Genomic DNA, 17,252 nt, shown 5'->3' on the forward strand with positions numbered 1-17,252 from the left:
TGTAGACCAATACTTTTTTATGAAGCAAATCTTATTAATTGAAGATGATGTCTCTTTCTCTAAAATGCTAAAACATTTTTTAGAACGCCATCAATATGCCGTAACTTTAAGCTATAATATTAATAGCGCTTCTACCCTATTAAAAAAACAAAAATACGATCTAATCTTTACCGATTTAAGACTACCAGATGGTAGTGGTATTGATTTATTAAAGCAAATAAAAAAGGATAAAAATATGGTTCCTGTTGTTTTAATGACGGGTTATGCCGAAGTTTCAACCGCTGTACAAGCCATGAAACAAGGTGCTTTCGATTATATTTCTAAACCTTTTAATCCCGATGAAGTTTTAGAAGTTATTAATAATGCTTTAGAACAAAAAACATCTACTAATAGTACTTCTGAAAAAGTAAATAAACAACCAAAAAATAGTACAAATACAGAGTTTGTTAAAGGTATTAGTGCCGCTTCCAAAACCTTAAATGAATATATTAAATTAGTAGCTCCAACAGATATATCGGTTTTAATTACGGGTGAAAGTGGTACAGGTAAAGAAGTTGTAGCCAAAACAATTCATTTAAAAAGTACAAGAAAAGATAAACCATTTATACCTGTAGATTGTGGTGCCATTCCAAAAGAAATAGCTTCAAGTGAGTTTTTCGGACATAAAAAAGGTTCATTTACCGGTGCAACAGACGATAAAATAGGTCATTTTGAAGCCGCCAATGGTGGTACTTTATTTTTAGATGAAGTTGGAAATTTAACCTACGAAAATCAAATACAACTGCTTCGTGCTTTACAAGAACGAAAAGTAAAACCTGTAGGTAGTAATACTGAAATTAATGTTGATATTAGGTTAATAACCGCAACAAATGAAGATCTACTTCTTGCTGTTGAAAAAGGCACTTTTCGTGAAGATTTATACCATAGATTGAATGAATTTTCTATTAAAATACCTAACCTAAAAGAAAGACATAACGACTTAATTCTATATGCCGATTTCTTCTTAGAAAAAGCTAATAAACAATTAAACAAATCGGTTATTGGTTTTTCTAAAAGTGTACTTAATATATTTTTAGATTACGCCTGGCCTGGTAATTTAAGAGAACTATCTAATGTAATTAAACGCGCCACCTTGCTAACACAAACGGAACTTATTGATACCAATGTTTTACCTAGCGAGTTAACACAACCTAAAGAAACGGTGCAGAGTAACGCTAGTTTTTCAACAAAAGAAAACGAAAAAACACTTATTATAAATGCTTTAAAAGAAGCAAATAATAATAAAACAAACGCCGCCAAATTATTGAATATTACTAGAAAAACACTTTATAATAAAATAAAGGAATACGATATTAATTAATATAATTTTCTAAAGCTTTAATAAACTGTTCTAGCTCCTTTTTAAAAGCTTCAAAATCGTTATTTTCTATAGTTTTACGCAATTCGAAGGTTTCTAAAAAAGGAATAACAGCGTCAACACTTAACTGTTTAAACATTGTAAGCATTTTATGGCTTAGGCTATTAATAGTTTCAATATCGTTGATGTTTTTTGCAACAACTAATAACTCATAATTCTTCTTAGTGTCATCTAAAAACGTTGTTAATATCCCTTTAACTGCATCGGTATCATTATTGAAAAAAGTACTTAACGAAACAATACTAAATCCTTCTGGTTCTATAGATTCTTCAGTAATCCGTTTTTCTTTAATATAAGTACCTTCACTACTAAAAAACGATTCTAAAACATGTTGAATTTTACTAGAATTAAATGGTTTTAGTATCACTTCGGAAAAACCACTATTCAAATAATCTTTAGTAGACATTTTTGCCCTTCCGGTCATCGCAATTATAGGTTGATTTTTATAAGAAGCATCTGTTTTAAGAATTTCCATAAAATGTATACCATTCATTTTTGGCAACTGAATATCGGTTAAAACAAAATCGAAATCAATCTGTTTTATTTCATCTAAAGCATTTTTTGCGTCTCCAAACACATAAGCTTGTATGCCGTATTGTTTTAAAACGTCGTGAATAAATTTTCGCATAGACGCATCATCTTCAACAACGATGGCTTTTAAATTGAAAATAGGTTTTACTAATACCTCTGTAGATGTGTTGTTCGCATTTAGAGGCTTATTAGAACGCTTTACAGGTATTTTTAAAGTAAATATACTGCCTTTGTTTAATTCGCTCTCTAAAGTTAAATCTCCGCCTAAAATTTCAACTAATTTTTTAGAGATGGTTAAACCTAATCCAAACCCTTTGTCATTACTATTTTGATTATTATCAGCTTGAGCAAATTCTTTAAAAATGTGTTCCTTTTGATTATCATTAATCCCCACTCCGGTATCGCTAACTTTAATTTCTAATACCTCCTGTTTTAGTAAACTTGATATGGTAATACTACCTTCGTTTGTAAATTTATATGCATTAATAACCAAATTGAACAACACTTGTTTTAATCGAAATGGATCGGTAATGATAAGGTTTTCTATAGATTGATCATGTTCTAAAATAAATTCAACAGGCTTATTTTTTACGCTATTTTTTACATGCTGAACAATTTCCTCTATATGATTTTCTAAATTGAAAGCAATAGATTCTATGGTAATATTTCCGTTTTCTAGTTTCGAAAACTCTAATAAATCGTCCACCAGTTTCCCCATATAATTGGAAGCACTAGAAATATGTTCTATATAATTTTTATCTTTTTTTTCTAAAACCGATTGTTGCAGTAATTCGCTAAACCCGGTAATAGTACTTAAAGGCGTACGTAAATCGTGACTCACCATAGAAATTAATTGCTCTCTACTTTTTAAAAGTGATGATGTGGTTTCATTAGCTTCTTCGAGTTGTTTTCGATAACGTTGTGTTTTTCTAAACTCGTTTAAAATGATAATTGAAAAAATAATAATAACAATAAAACTTATAGCTGCAGATGCTAATATTATATTTTTACTACGATTAATTGTTAACTCTCTTTGTTGATTAATAACATTGCTATAGTCTACAATATCTCGCTCTAAGGCACTTAATAATTGTTGTAGTTTTCTAAAAATTATTAAATCGTTTTGAATAAGTTCACTTTCTTTTTTCTGTAAAAATACACGCTGATTATTTGACTTAATCTGCACATCTTTAAGCATACTTTTTGAAACAGATAGTAACGAATCTATTTCTATTTGGTCTGTTTTTTTAATAGAATCTCTAGGACTATATTTATTAAGTATTTTAACATACTCCTCAAAATTTAAGCGTGTTTTTTTATCTAAAGCATCAGGGTTTTTAACTAAATCGTTTATAGAAACCTTGCCTAAATGAGAATCTATAGACGTGAGTTTATTAATGGCTTTGTTTATAGATTCATCTGCATTATCGCGGGTTTTCAGTTCTTTTAACTCTTTGATATTTTCAAACTTCTGATTTACATAAACTTTAATACTATCTAAAATATGTTGTTGGCTATCACTGTTAATAAGTGATCTAAGCGAATCTATTTTTAAAATAAGTTGTTCATTTTCAAAAACATACTCGTCAAATTTTTCCGAAGATTTTAACTGAATTGCAGCTCTGGCTAAACTTTCATTTTCATAAATATCTGCAATTAAACTTCCTGCTCTAATAATTTTACTTCGATCGGTAATATCTTCTTTCTGTAAACTTGTAAATGTTTTTATTTCATGAAAAATTAAAAACCCCGAAATTGTAGCCAAAACACCCAGGATAATATACCCAATGATAACTTTAAAAGTAATAGTACGTTTAGCATATTTCATAAAGAATACTTGTTGTTTAGCTTTTTAAAACCCGTTTAATTCTAATTTATAAAAAATATACGATAATATACAACTTAGCAACTACCTTAAAAAAATAAAATTCATGCAGTTAAAATTTTAACCACATGAATTTTATAATATTTATTTAAAAGAAATTATCTTAATCTACATAATTAATGCGCCCACCAAACGCTGTATTTTCGGTAACATTCTTTGGTTTTCCGTAAATATACACATCGCCACCGGCTCTAATATTAACATCAGCTTCCTCGGAAGCTGTAATATGCGCCTCTCCAGCCGCTTTAATAGCTACTTCAGTTTTTGTGGTTTTAAGCGTTTCAGCTTTGTAAATTCCGCCAGTGTAAATTGTAATTTTTTGATTTGTAGATGTTCCTGTTGTTTTAATAACACTACCTGTAGTGGCTTTAATATTGGTAAAACTAACTTCTAATGGTACGTCTATAGAACCGCCTTCTTGAGCTCTTAAATCGATTTCAAATTGCTTAATAACATCTTTAGAAAATATCTTTGACCCTTCGTTTGCATCAATAAGATCTACTGCTGTATAGTACAATTTCACTTTTATTTTATTACCATCGAATATTTCGTTTAAATTCATTTTAACTTTTAGTAATCCGTTTTTATTAACAATGACTACATTTTCTGCATTTTCGCCAGTAATAACCACTTTATTGGTATCCGATTTTACAAGTTCTACCGTTATTAAATCGTATACTTTTAAGGTTTTAAATTCGCCTATTTCTTTTTCTATTGTATTATTTGCAAATATGCTTGTGCTAATAAAAAGCACTAAAATTTTAACTATTGTTTTCATGAGTATGTTCTGTTTGTTTTGATCTTGTTTATTATAAAACGTAAAACTATCAATAATTATTCCGCAATAAATAACTTTAGCAAAACATTATCATTCCATAAGTAAAGTTATAACTAAACTACCATAACCGCCGTACCCGTAATAGAGACTATAATAATACCCGAAGTAGGCATAGTTTCAATATCTAAAGCAATACCAACAACAGCATTTGCTCCTAACTTATAAGCATTATCTTGTAGTTTTTGAAAAGCTTCTTCCTTAACTTCATTTATTTTATTCTCGTAATTTTCGTAATATTTTTCCATATTAAACGAAATTGTAGTTTTTGGCATATTAACATCTACGCCACTTACAACACCTAAATAATTTTTAATGCTGTGTCCTTCAATAGTATTTGTTGTTGTTAAAATCATAAGTTTATCGTTTTGTTTATAAGTATTCTTTTTAAGCGAAAAGTTACAGTTATTTTACTAATTTTTGAAAATATACCTTGAAAAAACAAGCTCTATAATTTCTATATTTAATTGAAATAAAATGTTAAAAAATAATTAAACCGAATTAAAAATGTATCTTTTTTAACCTTCGCCAGTCTACTTAGTGAATAATAAAATTTAAAAACTATGAATACTTGTAAATGCACAAATTGTAGTTGTACAAATTGCAACTGCACAAACTGTTTAGAAAGTAAATGCCCTTGCGACAAATGCAATTGCGATACATGTAACTGTTGTTAAACCCTATAAAAGGTTAGTTTTAAGGCTAACCTTTTTTTACTTTTGAATATGGAAACTCAAAATATTTGGAACAAATTTAATGATGAGCTTTATTTTTTTATTCTGAAAAAAGTAAAAAATAAAAACGATACCAATGATATTTTCCAAAATACCTTTTTAAAAATTCATAAAAATCTAGATAAACTTAAAAATGAAGAAAAAGTAAAAGCTTGGATTTTTCAGATTGCTAGAAATGAAATTATAAATCACTTTAATAAAGAGGTTGTTTATGCAGAAAAAGAAGTAAATACTAATAAAGAAATTCCTTTAGAGATTAATGAAGAAGTATGTTGTTTTGATCGTTTTGTAACCGATTTACCCAAAATTTACCAGGATGTTATTGAGCTGGTTTACATTAAAGGCTTAAAACAAAAAGAAGTAGCAAGCACTTTGAGTATAAGTCTAGAAAATGTAAAGGCTAGAATAAAAAGATCTAAAGAGATTTTGAAAACAAATTTTAAAGCCTGTTGTAAATATGAATTGGATAAAAATGGAAACTTAATTGGTGAGCCCAATTGTACCATTTGTAATCCTTGTTAATAACTTCGTGAAGCCTTTAAACATATCACAAACTGATTTTTTTTTAAAAAGAAAATGAGCTTGATTATAAGATTCCACCTAGTGTGCGAATGAAAAAACAGGACATAAAAAAACCATTCGAATACCCTGAAACACAGTAAATATGTGCGTTAGGGATTGAACGGTTTGTTTGAAATCCTTTTTGTTTTCGTTTGAAAAACAAAAAGATTGAGTAGTGAAAGCCCGACTCTAACTGCGCCTTAAAAGCGCGGTTAGAGTAACGCCCAACTTATTTTATTCTTGATTTTCTGGCTTGCCTATTAAATGAAAATCTAAGTGTTTTTTAACTAAATCGGCATTTTTAACACTCACAATAATCTCTTCTCCAAGCTGGTAAGAAATTTTATTTTTGCTACCAACCATACTGTAAGTATCTTGATCGAAGGCGTAATGATCGTCTTTCATGTCGCGAACACTTACCATACCTTCACATTTATTTGAGATAATTTCTACGTAAATTCCCCAATCGGTTACTCCAGAAATAACACCCAAAAATTCTTCATCTTGATGATCTTGCATGAATTTAATTTGCATGTATTTTATAGAATCGCGCTCGGCTCTAGTTGCTAAACCTTCCATGTTGCTGGAATGCTGACATTTTTCTTCGTAAACATCTTGGTTTGCCGATTTTTCACCATTTAAATACTGTTGTAATAAACGGTGTGCCATAACATCTGGATAACGACGAATTGGCGATGTAAAATGACTGTAATAATCGAAAGCTAAACCGTAGTGCCCAATATTTTTGGTTGTATATTCGGCTTTACTCATGGTTCTAATAGTTAAAGTATCGACCAGGTTTTGTTCTTTTTTACCGTTAACATCTTTAAGTAAATTATTAAGTGATGCTGATACAGATTTACGATCTTTAAAATCTAATTTGTAACCAAATTTAGACACAACATTCTGTAAATTATCTAGTTTGCTATCGTCTGGCTCATCGTGCGTACGGTAAACAAAGGTTTTTTTAGGATCTTTTTTACCAACAAATTCCGATACTTTTCGGTTTGCTAATAACATAAATTCTTCAATTAATTTATTAGCGTCTTTACTGGTTTTAAAGAAGACTCCTACTGGGTTTGCATTTTCGTCTAAGTCAAATTTTACTTCTACTTTATCGAAAGAAATAGCTCCAGACGTCATACGTTTACCACGCATTAATTTTGCTAAATCGTCCATTTTTAAAATGGCATCGGCAACTTTTTGATCGGCTTTGTAAGTTTTTCCTGTTAACGAAACTTCTTTAGGAATGGTATTGGTCCCACTTTTTATAATGGCTTGCGCCTCTTCGTAAGCAAAACGTGCATCACTGTACGTTACCGTACGGCCATACCATTCGTTTTTAATTTCGCATTTATCATTCATTTGAAACACTGCAGAGAAGGTTAATTTCTCTTCGTGTGGACGCAGCGAGCAAGCGTTATTCGATAAAACCTCTGGAAGCATAGGCACTACTCTATCTACTAAATAAACCGATGTAGCGCGCTCGTAAGCCTCATCGTCTAAAATGGTACCTTCTTGTAAATAATGTGAAACATCGGCAATATGAATTCCTATTTCGTATAAACCGTTGTCTAACACCTCAAAAGATAAGGCATCATCAAAATCTTTAGCATCTTTTGGATCTATGGTAAAGGTTAAATCTTTACGCATATCTCGACGTTTTCCAATTTCTTCTTCAGTAATTGTAGTATCTATATTATTAGCAAACTCTTCTACTTCATGAGGAAATTCCATTGGTAAGCCGTATTCGGCTAAAATGGCATGAATTTCCGTGTTGTGCTCGCCTGGTTTACCGAGTACTTTTATCACTCTTCCGTTAGGAGAATCGGATTTTTCTGGCCAATCTTCTAATGAAACGAGTACTTTATCGCCATCTTCGGCTTTATTAATTTTATTAATAGGCACAAAAATATCTTTGCTCATTTTGTTGCTATCGCAAACTACAAAGGCAAAATTCTTTTTTTCGTGAATTTGGATTACGCCAACATATTCACTTTTAGCACGTTTAATAATGTTGGTAATTTCACCTTCCATTTTTCCACGTACTTTACGTTTATAAGCGTAAAATTCTACTTCGTCACCATTTAATGCTTTGTTGATATTGTTTGCGGCAATAAAAACATCGTCTTCAAAATCGTCGCAAATAATATAACCATTACCTCGTGCTGCTAAATCTAAAATTCCGGTATGATATTCTGCATTTATAACGGCTTTAAACTTACCGCGTTCTACTTCTTCAATGTCGTTTTTACCTTGTAACTCGCGAAGTTTTTTTATAATTTGATTTCTACTACTGGCATCGTTAACACCTATTTTGGCTGCAATTTGCTTATAGTTAAAAGTCTGGTTTCTTTCTTTTTTTAATATACTTAAAATAGTATTTGATAGGTTGGAAATCCCTTTACTTTTGGATTTTCCTTTTTTCTTTCTTGTCATTTAATTTGTAATCATTTGGATTTCCTAAGATAATGGAAATTCTGTTATCTAATAGCGTAATTTTAGGAGAAGATGCGCTATTTATTTTTACAAAGCTACGGTTTTAATATTAAATGGATGTTTTGTTAAGGTTAATCCTATAAAATTAATGCTTTTTAATTTGTTTTTTTAACATAAAAAAAAACATAAATATGTGAGTTTTTTAAAACTGTTCTTAGATTTATATATACCTATAACAACTCAATATTAATAATCGATTAAAAGTTATTTTTAACCGATTAAATACATATATTATAATACTCGCCTATCTATAAATCATAAATATCTATTTTTCAAATACTTACATATAAGCTCTAAGTTTAACTAAAATAAATATCCTAAGTTATATACACTCAAAAGTTATTTAATAAATCTTAGTATTTAATCCTTTGTTCAATAAATCAGTTATTCAATTAAAAAAATATAAAGCAGAATATACTTTAAAGCCTTTTCTTTTTTTTAATAGTATTTTAAGTAAAACAATAATTATATATTCAATCTACAGTTTTGTTTAAAACATTCAGAATTCCTTAAATTTTAGAGTTATCCACATATATATATATATAAACAGTTTTTCTTTTAAATTTAAAAAAAATAATAGTGCTTATTATAGTGTGTTAATAGCGGTATAACTTTTACAAGCTTTATTTTGATTTGTATCTTATTGAATGTTGTTGATACTAAATGAACATTAAAAAATACGTTAACTCGTTATTTTTTAAGCTTTTTAAAAATGCTATTAACAATTGTTAATAACGTGTATTAACAACAATGTTTAATAACTAACGCTATTAACAATTCTAAAAACTACCCTTTTTAGGTGCAATAACTTAACCAAAAATTTACGCTAACTTATTTGCATGTTAAGTATATGTTACTGATTGTGAAAATTATTGGATATTCAAGCTTTTTCTTTTACAAACTAATGAACACTTATTAACAAGTAATGAATATAGTAATGCACATTGTTAATAATTGCTACCTTTGTGTATAAGTAGTACTTATTTGAACATATAAGTAGGTATAAAACACAACCATATCAAAAATACATTAAAAATGACAATTTCTATAGGAAACGATCACGCAGGAACAGAATATAAAGTAGCTATCACTAAACATTTAGAAGCTAAAGGATATATTATTAACAATCATGGTACCGATTCTAATGATAGTGTAGATTATGCCGATTTTGTACATCCTGTAGCTACCGATGTTGTAAACAAAACATCAACCTACGGTATCTTAATTTGCGGAAGTGCCAATGGGGTGGCTATGACAGCTAATAAACACCAAAGCATACGTGCTGGTTTATGCTGGAATAAAGAAATTGTACATTTAATACGTAGTCATAATAATGCTAACATATTATGTATACCAGCGCGTTTTACTGCCGTACAACAAGTTATAGAAATGGTGGATGTATTTTTAAACACCGAATTCGAAGGTGGTCGTCACCAAAACCGTATCGATAAAATTCCGGTATCTTGCTAAATGGCGCATAACCATTCGCATAGTCACACACACCATCACGATATGAAGGATAAAAATCTATTGATTTCTATTCTTTTAAATATCGTTATAACGGTAGCTCAGGTTATTGGTGGTTTAATTTCGGGTAGTTTATCTTTATTGAGTGATGCGCTGCATAATTTTAGCGATGTTATATCGTTAGTAGTAAGTTATGCAGCCTCTAAATTATCTAAAAAGAAAGCTTCCGAGCACCGCACATTTGGTTATAAACGTGCCGAAATTTTGGCAGCTTTCATTAATGCATCTACTTTAATTATTGTTGCCGTTATTTTAATAAGAGAAGCTGTGCTGCGATTTCAAAATCCGCAAAGTATTGAGTCTAATTTAGTTATTGTTTTAGCGTTGTTAGCTATTGCTGGTAATGGGTTTAGCGTTTTATTACTTAAAAATGATGCTAAAAATAATATCAATATAAAATCGGCTTATATCCATTTATTAACCGATATGTTGGCTAGTGTCGCCGTATTTATTGGTGGTTTATTAATGAAATATTACCAGCTTTTTTGGGTTGATAGTTTATTAACATTCTTGATTGCATTGTACCTTATTTGGGTTGGATTCGATCTTTTAAAGACTTCTACCAAAATGTTGATGCTATTTACACCCGAACATATTGATATTAATAGCCTTGTTAGCGATGTTAATAAGTTTGAAAAGGTGAAATTATTGCACCATGTGCATATCTGGAATTTAAGTGATAATGAGCTACATTTAGAGGCACATTTAGATTTAGAAGAAAATGTGTTAATAACTGAGTTCGATGCTATTTTAAGTCAGATAGAAGTTTATTTGCATGAAAATCATGATATTAACCACGTTACTATTCAGCCAGAATTCGATAAAAACGATTCTAAAGATATTATAGTTCAAGATTAAATCCCCAATTGTTAATAACTCCAATTACCCGTTTTATGATTAAAATTGAAGTAAAAACCTTCGAAGCATTAACCAAGCAAGAATTATATAATTTATTGCAATTACGTAGCGAAGTTTTTGGTGTAGAACAAGATTGTGTTTATCAAGATATTGATGGTAAAGATCAAAAAGCATTGCATGTTTTAGGAATTAAAAATGATAATATTGTTGCTTATACGCGTATCTTTAAACCAGGCGATTATTTCGAACAAGCCAGTATTGGTAGGGTAGTAGTGGCTAAAAATGAAAGACAGCATAAATATGGTTACGATATTATGAATGCTTCCGCGGATGCAATACAGACGCATTTTAACCAAAGTATTATAAAAATTTCAGCACAGGTATATCTTAAAAAATTCTATAATAATTTAGGTTTTTCTGAAATTGGAGCATCTTACTTAGAAGATGGTATTCCGCACATTGCCATGATAAAAGAGTAAATATTTTAGCTAATGTATTTATGGTTCATTTTTTAACAATTTCAAAAGCGTTTAAGTGTAAAATGCCCTTTTAAGGTCTCTTTAGTTTTTAAAGTAATAACATACCAATAATCTGTAGATGGCATGGGTTGATTATTATACAAACCATTCCAACCTAAGTTTTTAGAGTCCATACTTTTTAAAAGCTTCCCATTACGGTTAAAAATATGAATGCGTTCTACAAGGTTTAAAGCGTCATAAACCTGCCAGAAATCGTGGTTTCCGTCGTTATTTGGCGTAAAATATTTCGGAATATAAAAGCCTTCGCCTAAAATAGTAACCGTAAAGAAAGATTGGTTAGTATCACAAACCGTTTCATTATAAATAAATATAGTTTGAGACTTGTTAATAACTTCGCCAGGGCTTAATTTTAAACCACTTCCGCTAGGTTCAGTATAATAATTTCCGTTAATTAATGGGGGTAAAGTATAACTCATACCTACAACATTATTTAAAGTATCTACCGGAACATTAATAGTGCAATCTGCAGCAGAATTTACATAACTTGAAAATGTACTAGGTTGCCAACCGGAATGATTATTAGAAACATTATCTACAACCACACATTGTAAATTGGTATTAAAGCTAAAATCTACGCTATTTAGTTTTGAATTTATTCCATTTTTTAAATTGAGTAAACACAGGTCGTTAGTGTTACAATCTAAGGTGGTTAAGTCGCTATTTTTAGATAAATCAAGTTGTTTTATGGAGTTGTTAGCACAGTTTAAAACCCGTAGTTTATTAACAGCGGCAAGTTCTAAATCTACCAAATTATTAAAACTACAATTTAGAATAGTGAGAATAGATTGATTAGAAAGATCTAAAAAAGACAGTTCATTATTATTTACTAATAAGGAATTTAAATTGGTGTTTTTAGAAATATTTAAGCTGTTTAATTGGTTATTAGCACAAGATAATATGGTGAGTTTTGTATTATTATTTGTTTGTAAATAGTTTAATTTATTTGCATCGCAAACCAAAGAAATTAAATTAATATTCTTGTTAATATCTAGCTCGGAAAGTTGATTATTATCACACCAAAATATTTTCAATAGAGGTAAAGTAGTAACATCTAAAGTACTAATTATATTAGTATTACAATAGAGTTCGGTAAGTTGTGTATTGGTTGAAATATCTAAACTTGAAATATTATTTTTAGAGCAATTCAGTATAGATAAAGCTTTGAAATCTGCAATACCAGTAAGGTCTGAAATATTTGAATCGGCAACATCTAAATTTGTTATACTGCTGATGTTGACTGTAGGAACTAATTGGTCTAACGGCCCTGAATCGAAACCTAAATTTATTAAAGCTTGTTCAAAATTCGCATCTGGAATGGCCGTATTTTGAGCTTGTATACAGATTGTAAATGTACACAGACAAACCCATAAATAATATGTTTTTCTGTGTATCATAAATTAGTTAGAATCGCCTACATAGGTTATTAAAACTTCTACCCGTCTATCTAATTTTGGATCGCCACCAAGCGGAAATTTCCGGCGCATGCCCATGTAACGCATACGACGTTTGTTAATACCTTTTTTTGCTAAAAATTCGTAAACGTATTTGGCGCGCGTTTCCGATAGGTTACGTTCTTTTGTTTTTCTATCTATTGCGTCACGACTATTTTGTGTACAACACACGTGGCCTTGTATGGTAAAATATAAGTTTTTTCGGTCTAATAAAACTTGAGCTATAGTATCTAATGTTTTTTTAGATGCTGGTAAAATGGTGCTATATCCGGTTTTAAATAGAATATTATCTAAAACTATTTTGTCGCCAATTTTAAGTTCTCCTTCTAGTTTTTCTTTTGTGTTTTTTGGAATTTTTGGCGTTTCTGGTATTTCAACAGGTATAACTTCTTCTTCGATAACTTTTTCAACAACAGGAGGTTTTGGCTTTACTATAATTTCAACTTTTCGATTTAAACCACGAATGTTTAAAACATTAGCATCTTTAATAATTTTCAGTAAAATTTCGCCTTTACCATCCACATTGCTAATTAAATCTTCATTAATTTCATAGTTAGAAAATATTGTTTTTATAGCGTTAGCTCGTTGTTGAGATAGTATAAGGTTATAACTATCGGCACCAACATCATCACAAAAGCCATAGATGGAAATGGATTCAATATCAATATCAGATAAGGATGAAATAAAAAGGAGCAACCTGCTTTCTTCAGTTGATGGCACTTTAAATTTATCGGTATCAAAATAAACGTCGTGGTTGAATTCACTTTGTGAAAAGGTGATACCAATATTAAAAAGAAAAAAGATTGATAAAACGTGTTTATACATAGTTTTGGAGCCTATTGTGGGTATAAAGATACAGATTTTAAGAGCTCTTAAAAAAATGACCGAATTTTATTAATCTTAAACCGTTATTAACAGTTAACTATTTATTTTAAGTATTCGGCGTATTTAGCAGGATTATTAAGTATTTCGGTTGCTTTTTTTATACGCGCATCATGGGTTTTATAGTAATCGAATAAACCTTCTCTATAAACATAATGCTTCACAATATCTTCGGTTAAGGCTTCCATTAAAAAGTCTTTATTTTCGTCGATTACATCCGATTTCGATTGTTTTAAGTTTGAAATAAGGGTATTAAAATCCTTTTCAATATTATCGTTTAATTCTTCCTTAGTAGCCGTTTCAAAAGCTTTATAAAGGGCTTTTTCAGTATCTGTTTCAAAAGAGAAATTTGCAGTTTTTAGATAAGTTTTAAAATCTGAAAAATCAGAATCCGAAAATTCAAAGTTGTCTATATTTTCAATATTATGCTTGTAATAGTAATCGGTTGCATAATTAAAAACAAGATCGTTATCTAGGATAGCTGTTGCTACAGGTGATTTTTTAGTTGCTCCTACAAGTACATCTGGATAAACACCGCCGCCATCAAAAACTTCACGACCATTTTTTGTTTTAAACGAATTATATTGTTCTTGTTTTACACGAACGGCTTCGCCTTTTTCATCTCGATGCCAATAATCTAAAGCCTGGATACAACGGCCCGAAGGGGTGTAATATCTTGAAATAGTAATTTTTACTTGCGTACCATAAGTCAGTATTTTGGGGCGTTGCACTAAGCCTTTTCCAAAACTACGAGAGCCCACAACTACAGCGCGATCTAAATCTTGTAAAGCTCCAGAAACAATCTCGCTTGCCGATGCCGAACGGCCGTTAATTAAAACCACAACAGGTATGTTAAGATCCGTAGGTTCATCCTGCGTGTAATAGGTTTTATTATATTTTTTAACTTTCGATTTTGTAGTTACTACTAATTGCCCTTTTGGTACAAAAAGATTCACAATTTTAATGGCTTCATTTAATAAGCCACCTGGATTTCCACGTAAATCTAAAACAATACTTTCGGCACCTTGTGCTTTTAAATCTCGTAAAGCATACAAGGTTTCCTTATGTGCTTTATTATTAAATTTACTAAGCACAATATAGCCTGTTTTATCGTTAATTAGTGAAAAGTAGGGTACGGCTTTAATTTCTACTTCGGCACGTTTTATGGTTGCTGTTTGTGTTTTTCCTTGACGTTTATAAGTGACTTCTACGGAAGAATTAGGAGCACCTTTTAGTAAATCGCCAGCATAATCTTTATAAGTTTCTATTAAAACATCGCCAACTTTTATAATTTCATCACCCGCTTTTAAGCCCGCTTTATCGGCCGGATAATCTTTATAAGGTTCTACAACAACGAGCTTATCTTTATGGGTCTTAATTTTTGCGCCAATACCTGTGTAATCACCAGTATTGTTAATTCTAGCAGCCTCCACATCTTGCTCGTTCATAAATGTGGTATACGGATCCAAATTGGCTAACATGCTTTTTATAGCGGTATCCATTAAATCTCCAGGGTTGGTTTCATCCACATAATTCATATTAAGTTCTTTGAATAATGTGGTAAAAATTTCTAGCTGTTTGGCTATTTCAAAAAAGTCGTTTTTAAAGGCAGACGTTGTTAATAAAAGCATGCCAGCTATCACAGGAATAATTATTTTCTTTTTGAAAAAGTGTTTCATGGGTCAATTTTTATTCAGAAATCTTATTTGAAAATTTTTCGAACAACAATTTCATTTTGTTTTCAACTTGTGAAAAAGTAGGTTTTTCTTTGCCAATGTACAAAATCATAAACGCATGTGGTGCGGTTAAATTGTTAAAATACTCGGCTTTATTTAGTCGGTAAGATTCTCTTAGCAAACGTTTTATACGGTTTCTATCAGGCGCCTTTTTAAAATGGCGTTTACTTGCCGAAACACCTGTTTTTGTTAAAACATCATCTTCAAAAACGGTAGATAAATACATCATGCGTAACGGATATACCGAAACCGATTTTCCTTCGGTAAACAGTTTATCTATTAGCTTTTTGCTTTTTAATTTCTCTTTTTGTGGGTATGCGAAACTCAATGCGTTTATTTTATGCTCCAAAGGTAAGCAAATTAAAAAATGGGCGCGAAGTGGTTTTCTGTAAATGTTTTGTTTAAATAAAATTAAGCTTCCTCATCGGTTTTAATGGCATCTTTTAAGTTTCCTAAAGAGCTCGCAATTGCCTGTGTATTTAAACTGAAAATGGAAGCGCCAAGTGTAACGACTTGAGTGGAAATATTGATGGCTTTTTGAACATCTTTTAAAGATTGATATGAAGTTTCAATTTTGGTAGTAATAGCATTTAAAGTCTCAAAAGAATCTGAAATATCATCCATACTTAATTGTGCCGACATGGTGAATAAATCATCAGAATAATCGAGGGTTTTTTTATGAGTTTCTCTTAATTTTTTATGCTGAAGTTTGGTTAAGTTTTGATAGTTTAAAACCCGATAGTTTCCCATGGCTTGCGCTAGCGTTAAAAAATAATTAGCCAATTTATTCGCTTGTTTTGAAGTTAATTTTGCCATGGTTTCTATATTTTTTTTAATTCGGAAATAACAGATTTAATTTCACTAGCCGACTGAAAAAGGTGCTGTTGTATTTCTTTTACCGTTAAGTTTTCTATATCATCATATAATTGTTGATGACCATCGGAAATTACAGAGAGTGTTGTAGAATATGCTAAAAATATGGCTTGCTGCTGTTCTATATTTTGGAGGGTATTATAATATTCTTTTATAGCGTTGCGTTGTTCAAAACTCGAAAGTGACGAATCATTTACTAAATCAAGATAATCCGATTTTATGCGTTCTTTTTTTACCTTTAATTTACCATTTAAGTTTTCTGAAATATTAAAATCTAAAAATGAAATTAAGGTTTTAAGAGGCGTATTTGCATTTTTTACATAGGTTTTAATTTTCCTTTTTCTATATGAATTAGTGAAGGCATCAATTAAAATTTTAGATATTTTTGAATAGGATTCTACTTGTTCCGTTTCTATAAGAACCGAACCAAATTGTCCTTCGGATAAGGCATTGGTTAAAGCATCGGTTTTGTAAGAGGTTAAAGCATTATCTGATAATTTTGAAAGGCCATCAAAATAACCATATATTGAACTATAAATTTTTAGACTGATACTATCCGCCTCTTTTTCGGCTTCGCAGGGGCAGTTTACATTTCGAAATTCTAAATTTATTATTTTTTTTTCTACACATTTATCTAAACACGCTTGTTGAAAACTATAATTTAAAGTTTCGAAATATTGAATAGCTTCTAACGATTCCGAAGCATAAGCATTTACATGTTTTAGGTTTGCACAGCTAGATGCGCTTATAATGAAGAGAAATGCAAGGCTGTAAATTTTCAGATATTTTATCATGGCTTGATAAGATTTTGTTGGTTAAATTAATAATGAACCAAATTTGAAAATAAGTACGTGTAGATAAATTGGGGTAATTTGACTTTAACTAAAATATGAAATTTTTCCCATAAAATGATTCTTTTTATAA

The 17,252-nt window shown here is 30.3% G+C and carries 15 protein-coding genes; 5 read left to right on the forward strand and 10 right to left on the reverse strand.

What is annotated here, in order from left to right:
- Positions 1–19: 19 nt before the first annotated feature.
- Complete coding sequence (locus QWY92_RS05995) at positions 20–1,360, forward strand: sigma-54-dependent transcriptional regulator (RefSeq protein WP_290269322.1); 1,341 nt, start codon at positions 20–22, stop codon at positions 1,358–1,360.
- On the opposite strand, the gene QWY92_RS06000 is transcribed toward QWY92_RS05995, so the two are convergent.
- From QWY92_RS06000 to QWY92_RS06010, 3 genes are all read right to left on the reverse strand, one after another.
- Positions 1,353–3,776: an ATP-binding protein gene (locus tag QWY92_RS06000; protein WP_290269324.1), complete on the reverse strand. Its 2,424-nt coding sequence runs from the start codon at positions 3,774–3,776 to the stop codon at positions 1,353–1,355. The two genes, QWY92_RS05995 and QWY92_RS06000, sit on opposite strands and share 8 nt — an antisense overlap.
- Positions 3,777–3,936: 160 nt before the next feature.
- Positions 3,937–4,611 (reverse strand): head GIN domain-containing protein, encoded by a 675-nt coding sequence (locus QWY92_RS06005; protein WP_290269326.1) that lies wholly within the window; start codon positions 4,609–4,611, stop codon positions 3,937–3,939.
- Between the two features lie 113 nt (positions 4,612–4,724).
- Complete coding sequence (locus QWY92_RS06010; RefSeq protein WP_290269328.1) at positions 4,725–5,024, reverse strand: heavy metal-binding domain-containing protein; 300 nt, start codon at positions 5,022–5,024, stop codon at positions 4,725–4,727.
- Positions 5,025–5,393: 369 nt separating this feature from the next.
- Here QWY92_RS06010 and QWY92_RS06015 point away from each other — a divergent pair, with 369 nt between their 5' ends.
- Positions 5,394–5,924 (forward strand): sigma-70 family RNA polymerase sigma factor, encoded by a 531-nt coding sequence (locus QWY92_RS06015; protein WP_290269330.1) that lies wholly within the window; start codon positions 5,394–5,396, stop codon positions 5,922–5,924.
- A 273-nt stretch (positions 5,925–6,197) separates the two neighbouring features.
- Here QWY92_RS06015 and rnr read toward each other — a convergent pair whose 3' ends face one another.
- Entirely contained in the window at positions 6,198–8,402 is a 2,205-nt protein-coding gene (gene rnr, locus QWY92_RS06020; protein ID WP_290269332.1) for a ribonuclease R, read from the reverse strand.
- A 1,095-nt stretch (positions 8,403–9,497) separates the two neighbouring features.
- Here rnr and QWY92_RS06025 point away from each other — a divergent pair.
- From QWY92_RS06025 to QWY92_RS06035, 3 genes are read left to right on the forward strand one after another with little or no spacing between them, the layout of a single operon-like run.
- Complete coding sequence (locus tag QWY92_RS06025; protein ID WP_290269334.1) at positions 9,498–9,932, forward strand: RpiB/LacA/LacB family sugar-phosphate isomerase; 435 nt, start codon at positions 9,498–9,500, stop codon at positions 9,930–9,932.
- Positions 9,933–10,847: a cation diffusion facilitator family transporter gene (locus tag QWY92_RS06030; RefSeq protein WP_290269337.1), complete on the forward strand. Its 915-nt coding sequence runs from the start codon at positions 9,933–9,935 to the stop codon at positions 10,845–10,847.
- Positions 10,848–10,882: 35 nt separating this feature from the next.
- A complete protein-coding gene (locus QWY92_RS06035; RefSeq protein ID WP_290269339.1) occupies positions 10,883–11,326 on the forward strand; it encodes a GNAT family N-acetyltransferase in 444 nt (147 codons plus the stop codon).
- Positions 11,327–11,367: 41 nt separating this feature from the next.
- On the opposite strand, the gene QWY92_RS06040 is transcribed toward QWY92_RS06035, so the two are convergent.
- From QWY92_RS06040 to QWY92_RS06065, 6 genes are all read right to left on the reverse strand, one after another.
- A complete protein-coding gene (locus QWY92_RS06040; RefSeq protein WP_290269341.1) occupies positions 11,368–12,780 on the reverse strand; it encodes a T9SS type B sorting domain-containing protein in 1,413 nt (470 codons plus the stop codon).
- Between the two features lie 3 nt (positions 12,781–12,783).
- On the reverse strand, positions 12,784–13,662 hold the full coding sequence (locus QWY92_RS06045) for an OmpA family protein (protein ID WP_290269343.1): 879 nt from the start codon (positions 13,660–13,662) through the stop codon (positions 12,784–12,786).
- Between the two features lie 101 nt (positions 13,663–13,763).
- Entirely contained in the window at positions 13,764–15,398 is a 1,635-nt protein-coding gene (locus QWY92_RS06050) for a S41 family peptidase (protein ID WP_290269345.1), read from the reverse strand.
- Between the two features lie 10 nt (positions 15,399–15,408).
- Entirely contained in the window at positions 15,409–15,783 is a 375-nt protein-coding gene (gene rnpA / locus QWY92_RS06055) for a ribonuclease P protein component (RefSeq protein WP_290269347.1), read from the reverse strand.
- Positions 15,784–15,866: 83 nt separating this feature from the next.
- Entirely contained in the window at positions 15,867–16,271 is a 405-nt protein-coding gene (locus tag QWY92_RS06060; RefSeq protein ID WP_290269349.1) for a hypothetical protein, read from the reverse strand.
- A 5-nt stretch (positions 16,272–16,276) separates the two neighbouring features.
- The gene (locus tag QWY92_RS06065) at positions 16,277–17,122 is read right to left on the reverse strand and encodes a hypothetical protein (RefSeq protein WP_290269351.1); all 846 of its coding nucleotides are present in this window, start codon (positions 17,120–17,122) and stop codon (positions 16,277–16,279) included.
- Positions 17,123–17,252: the final 130 nt, after the last annotated feature.

Origin of the sequence: Algibacter miyuki, assembly GCF_030409805.1 — a bacterium.
In the GTDB taxonomy this organism is placed as follows: Bacteria; Bacteroidota; Bacteroidia; order Flavobacteriales; family Flavobacteriaceae; genus Algibacter; species Algibacter miyuki.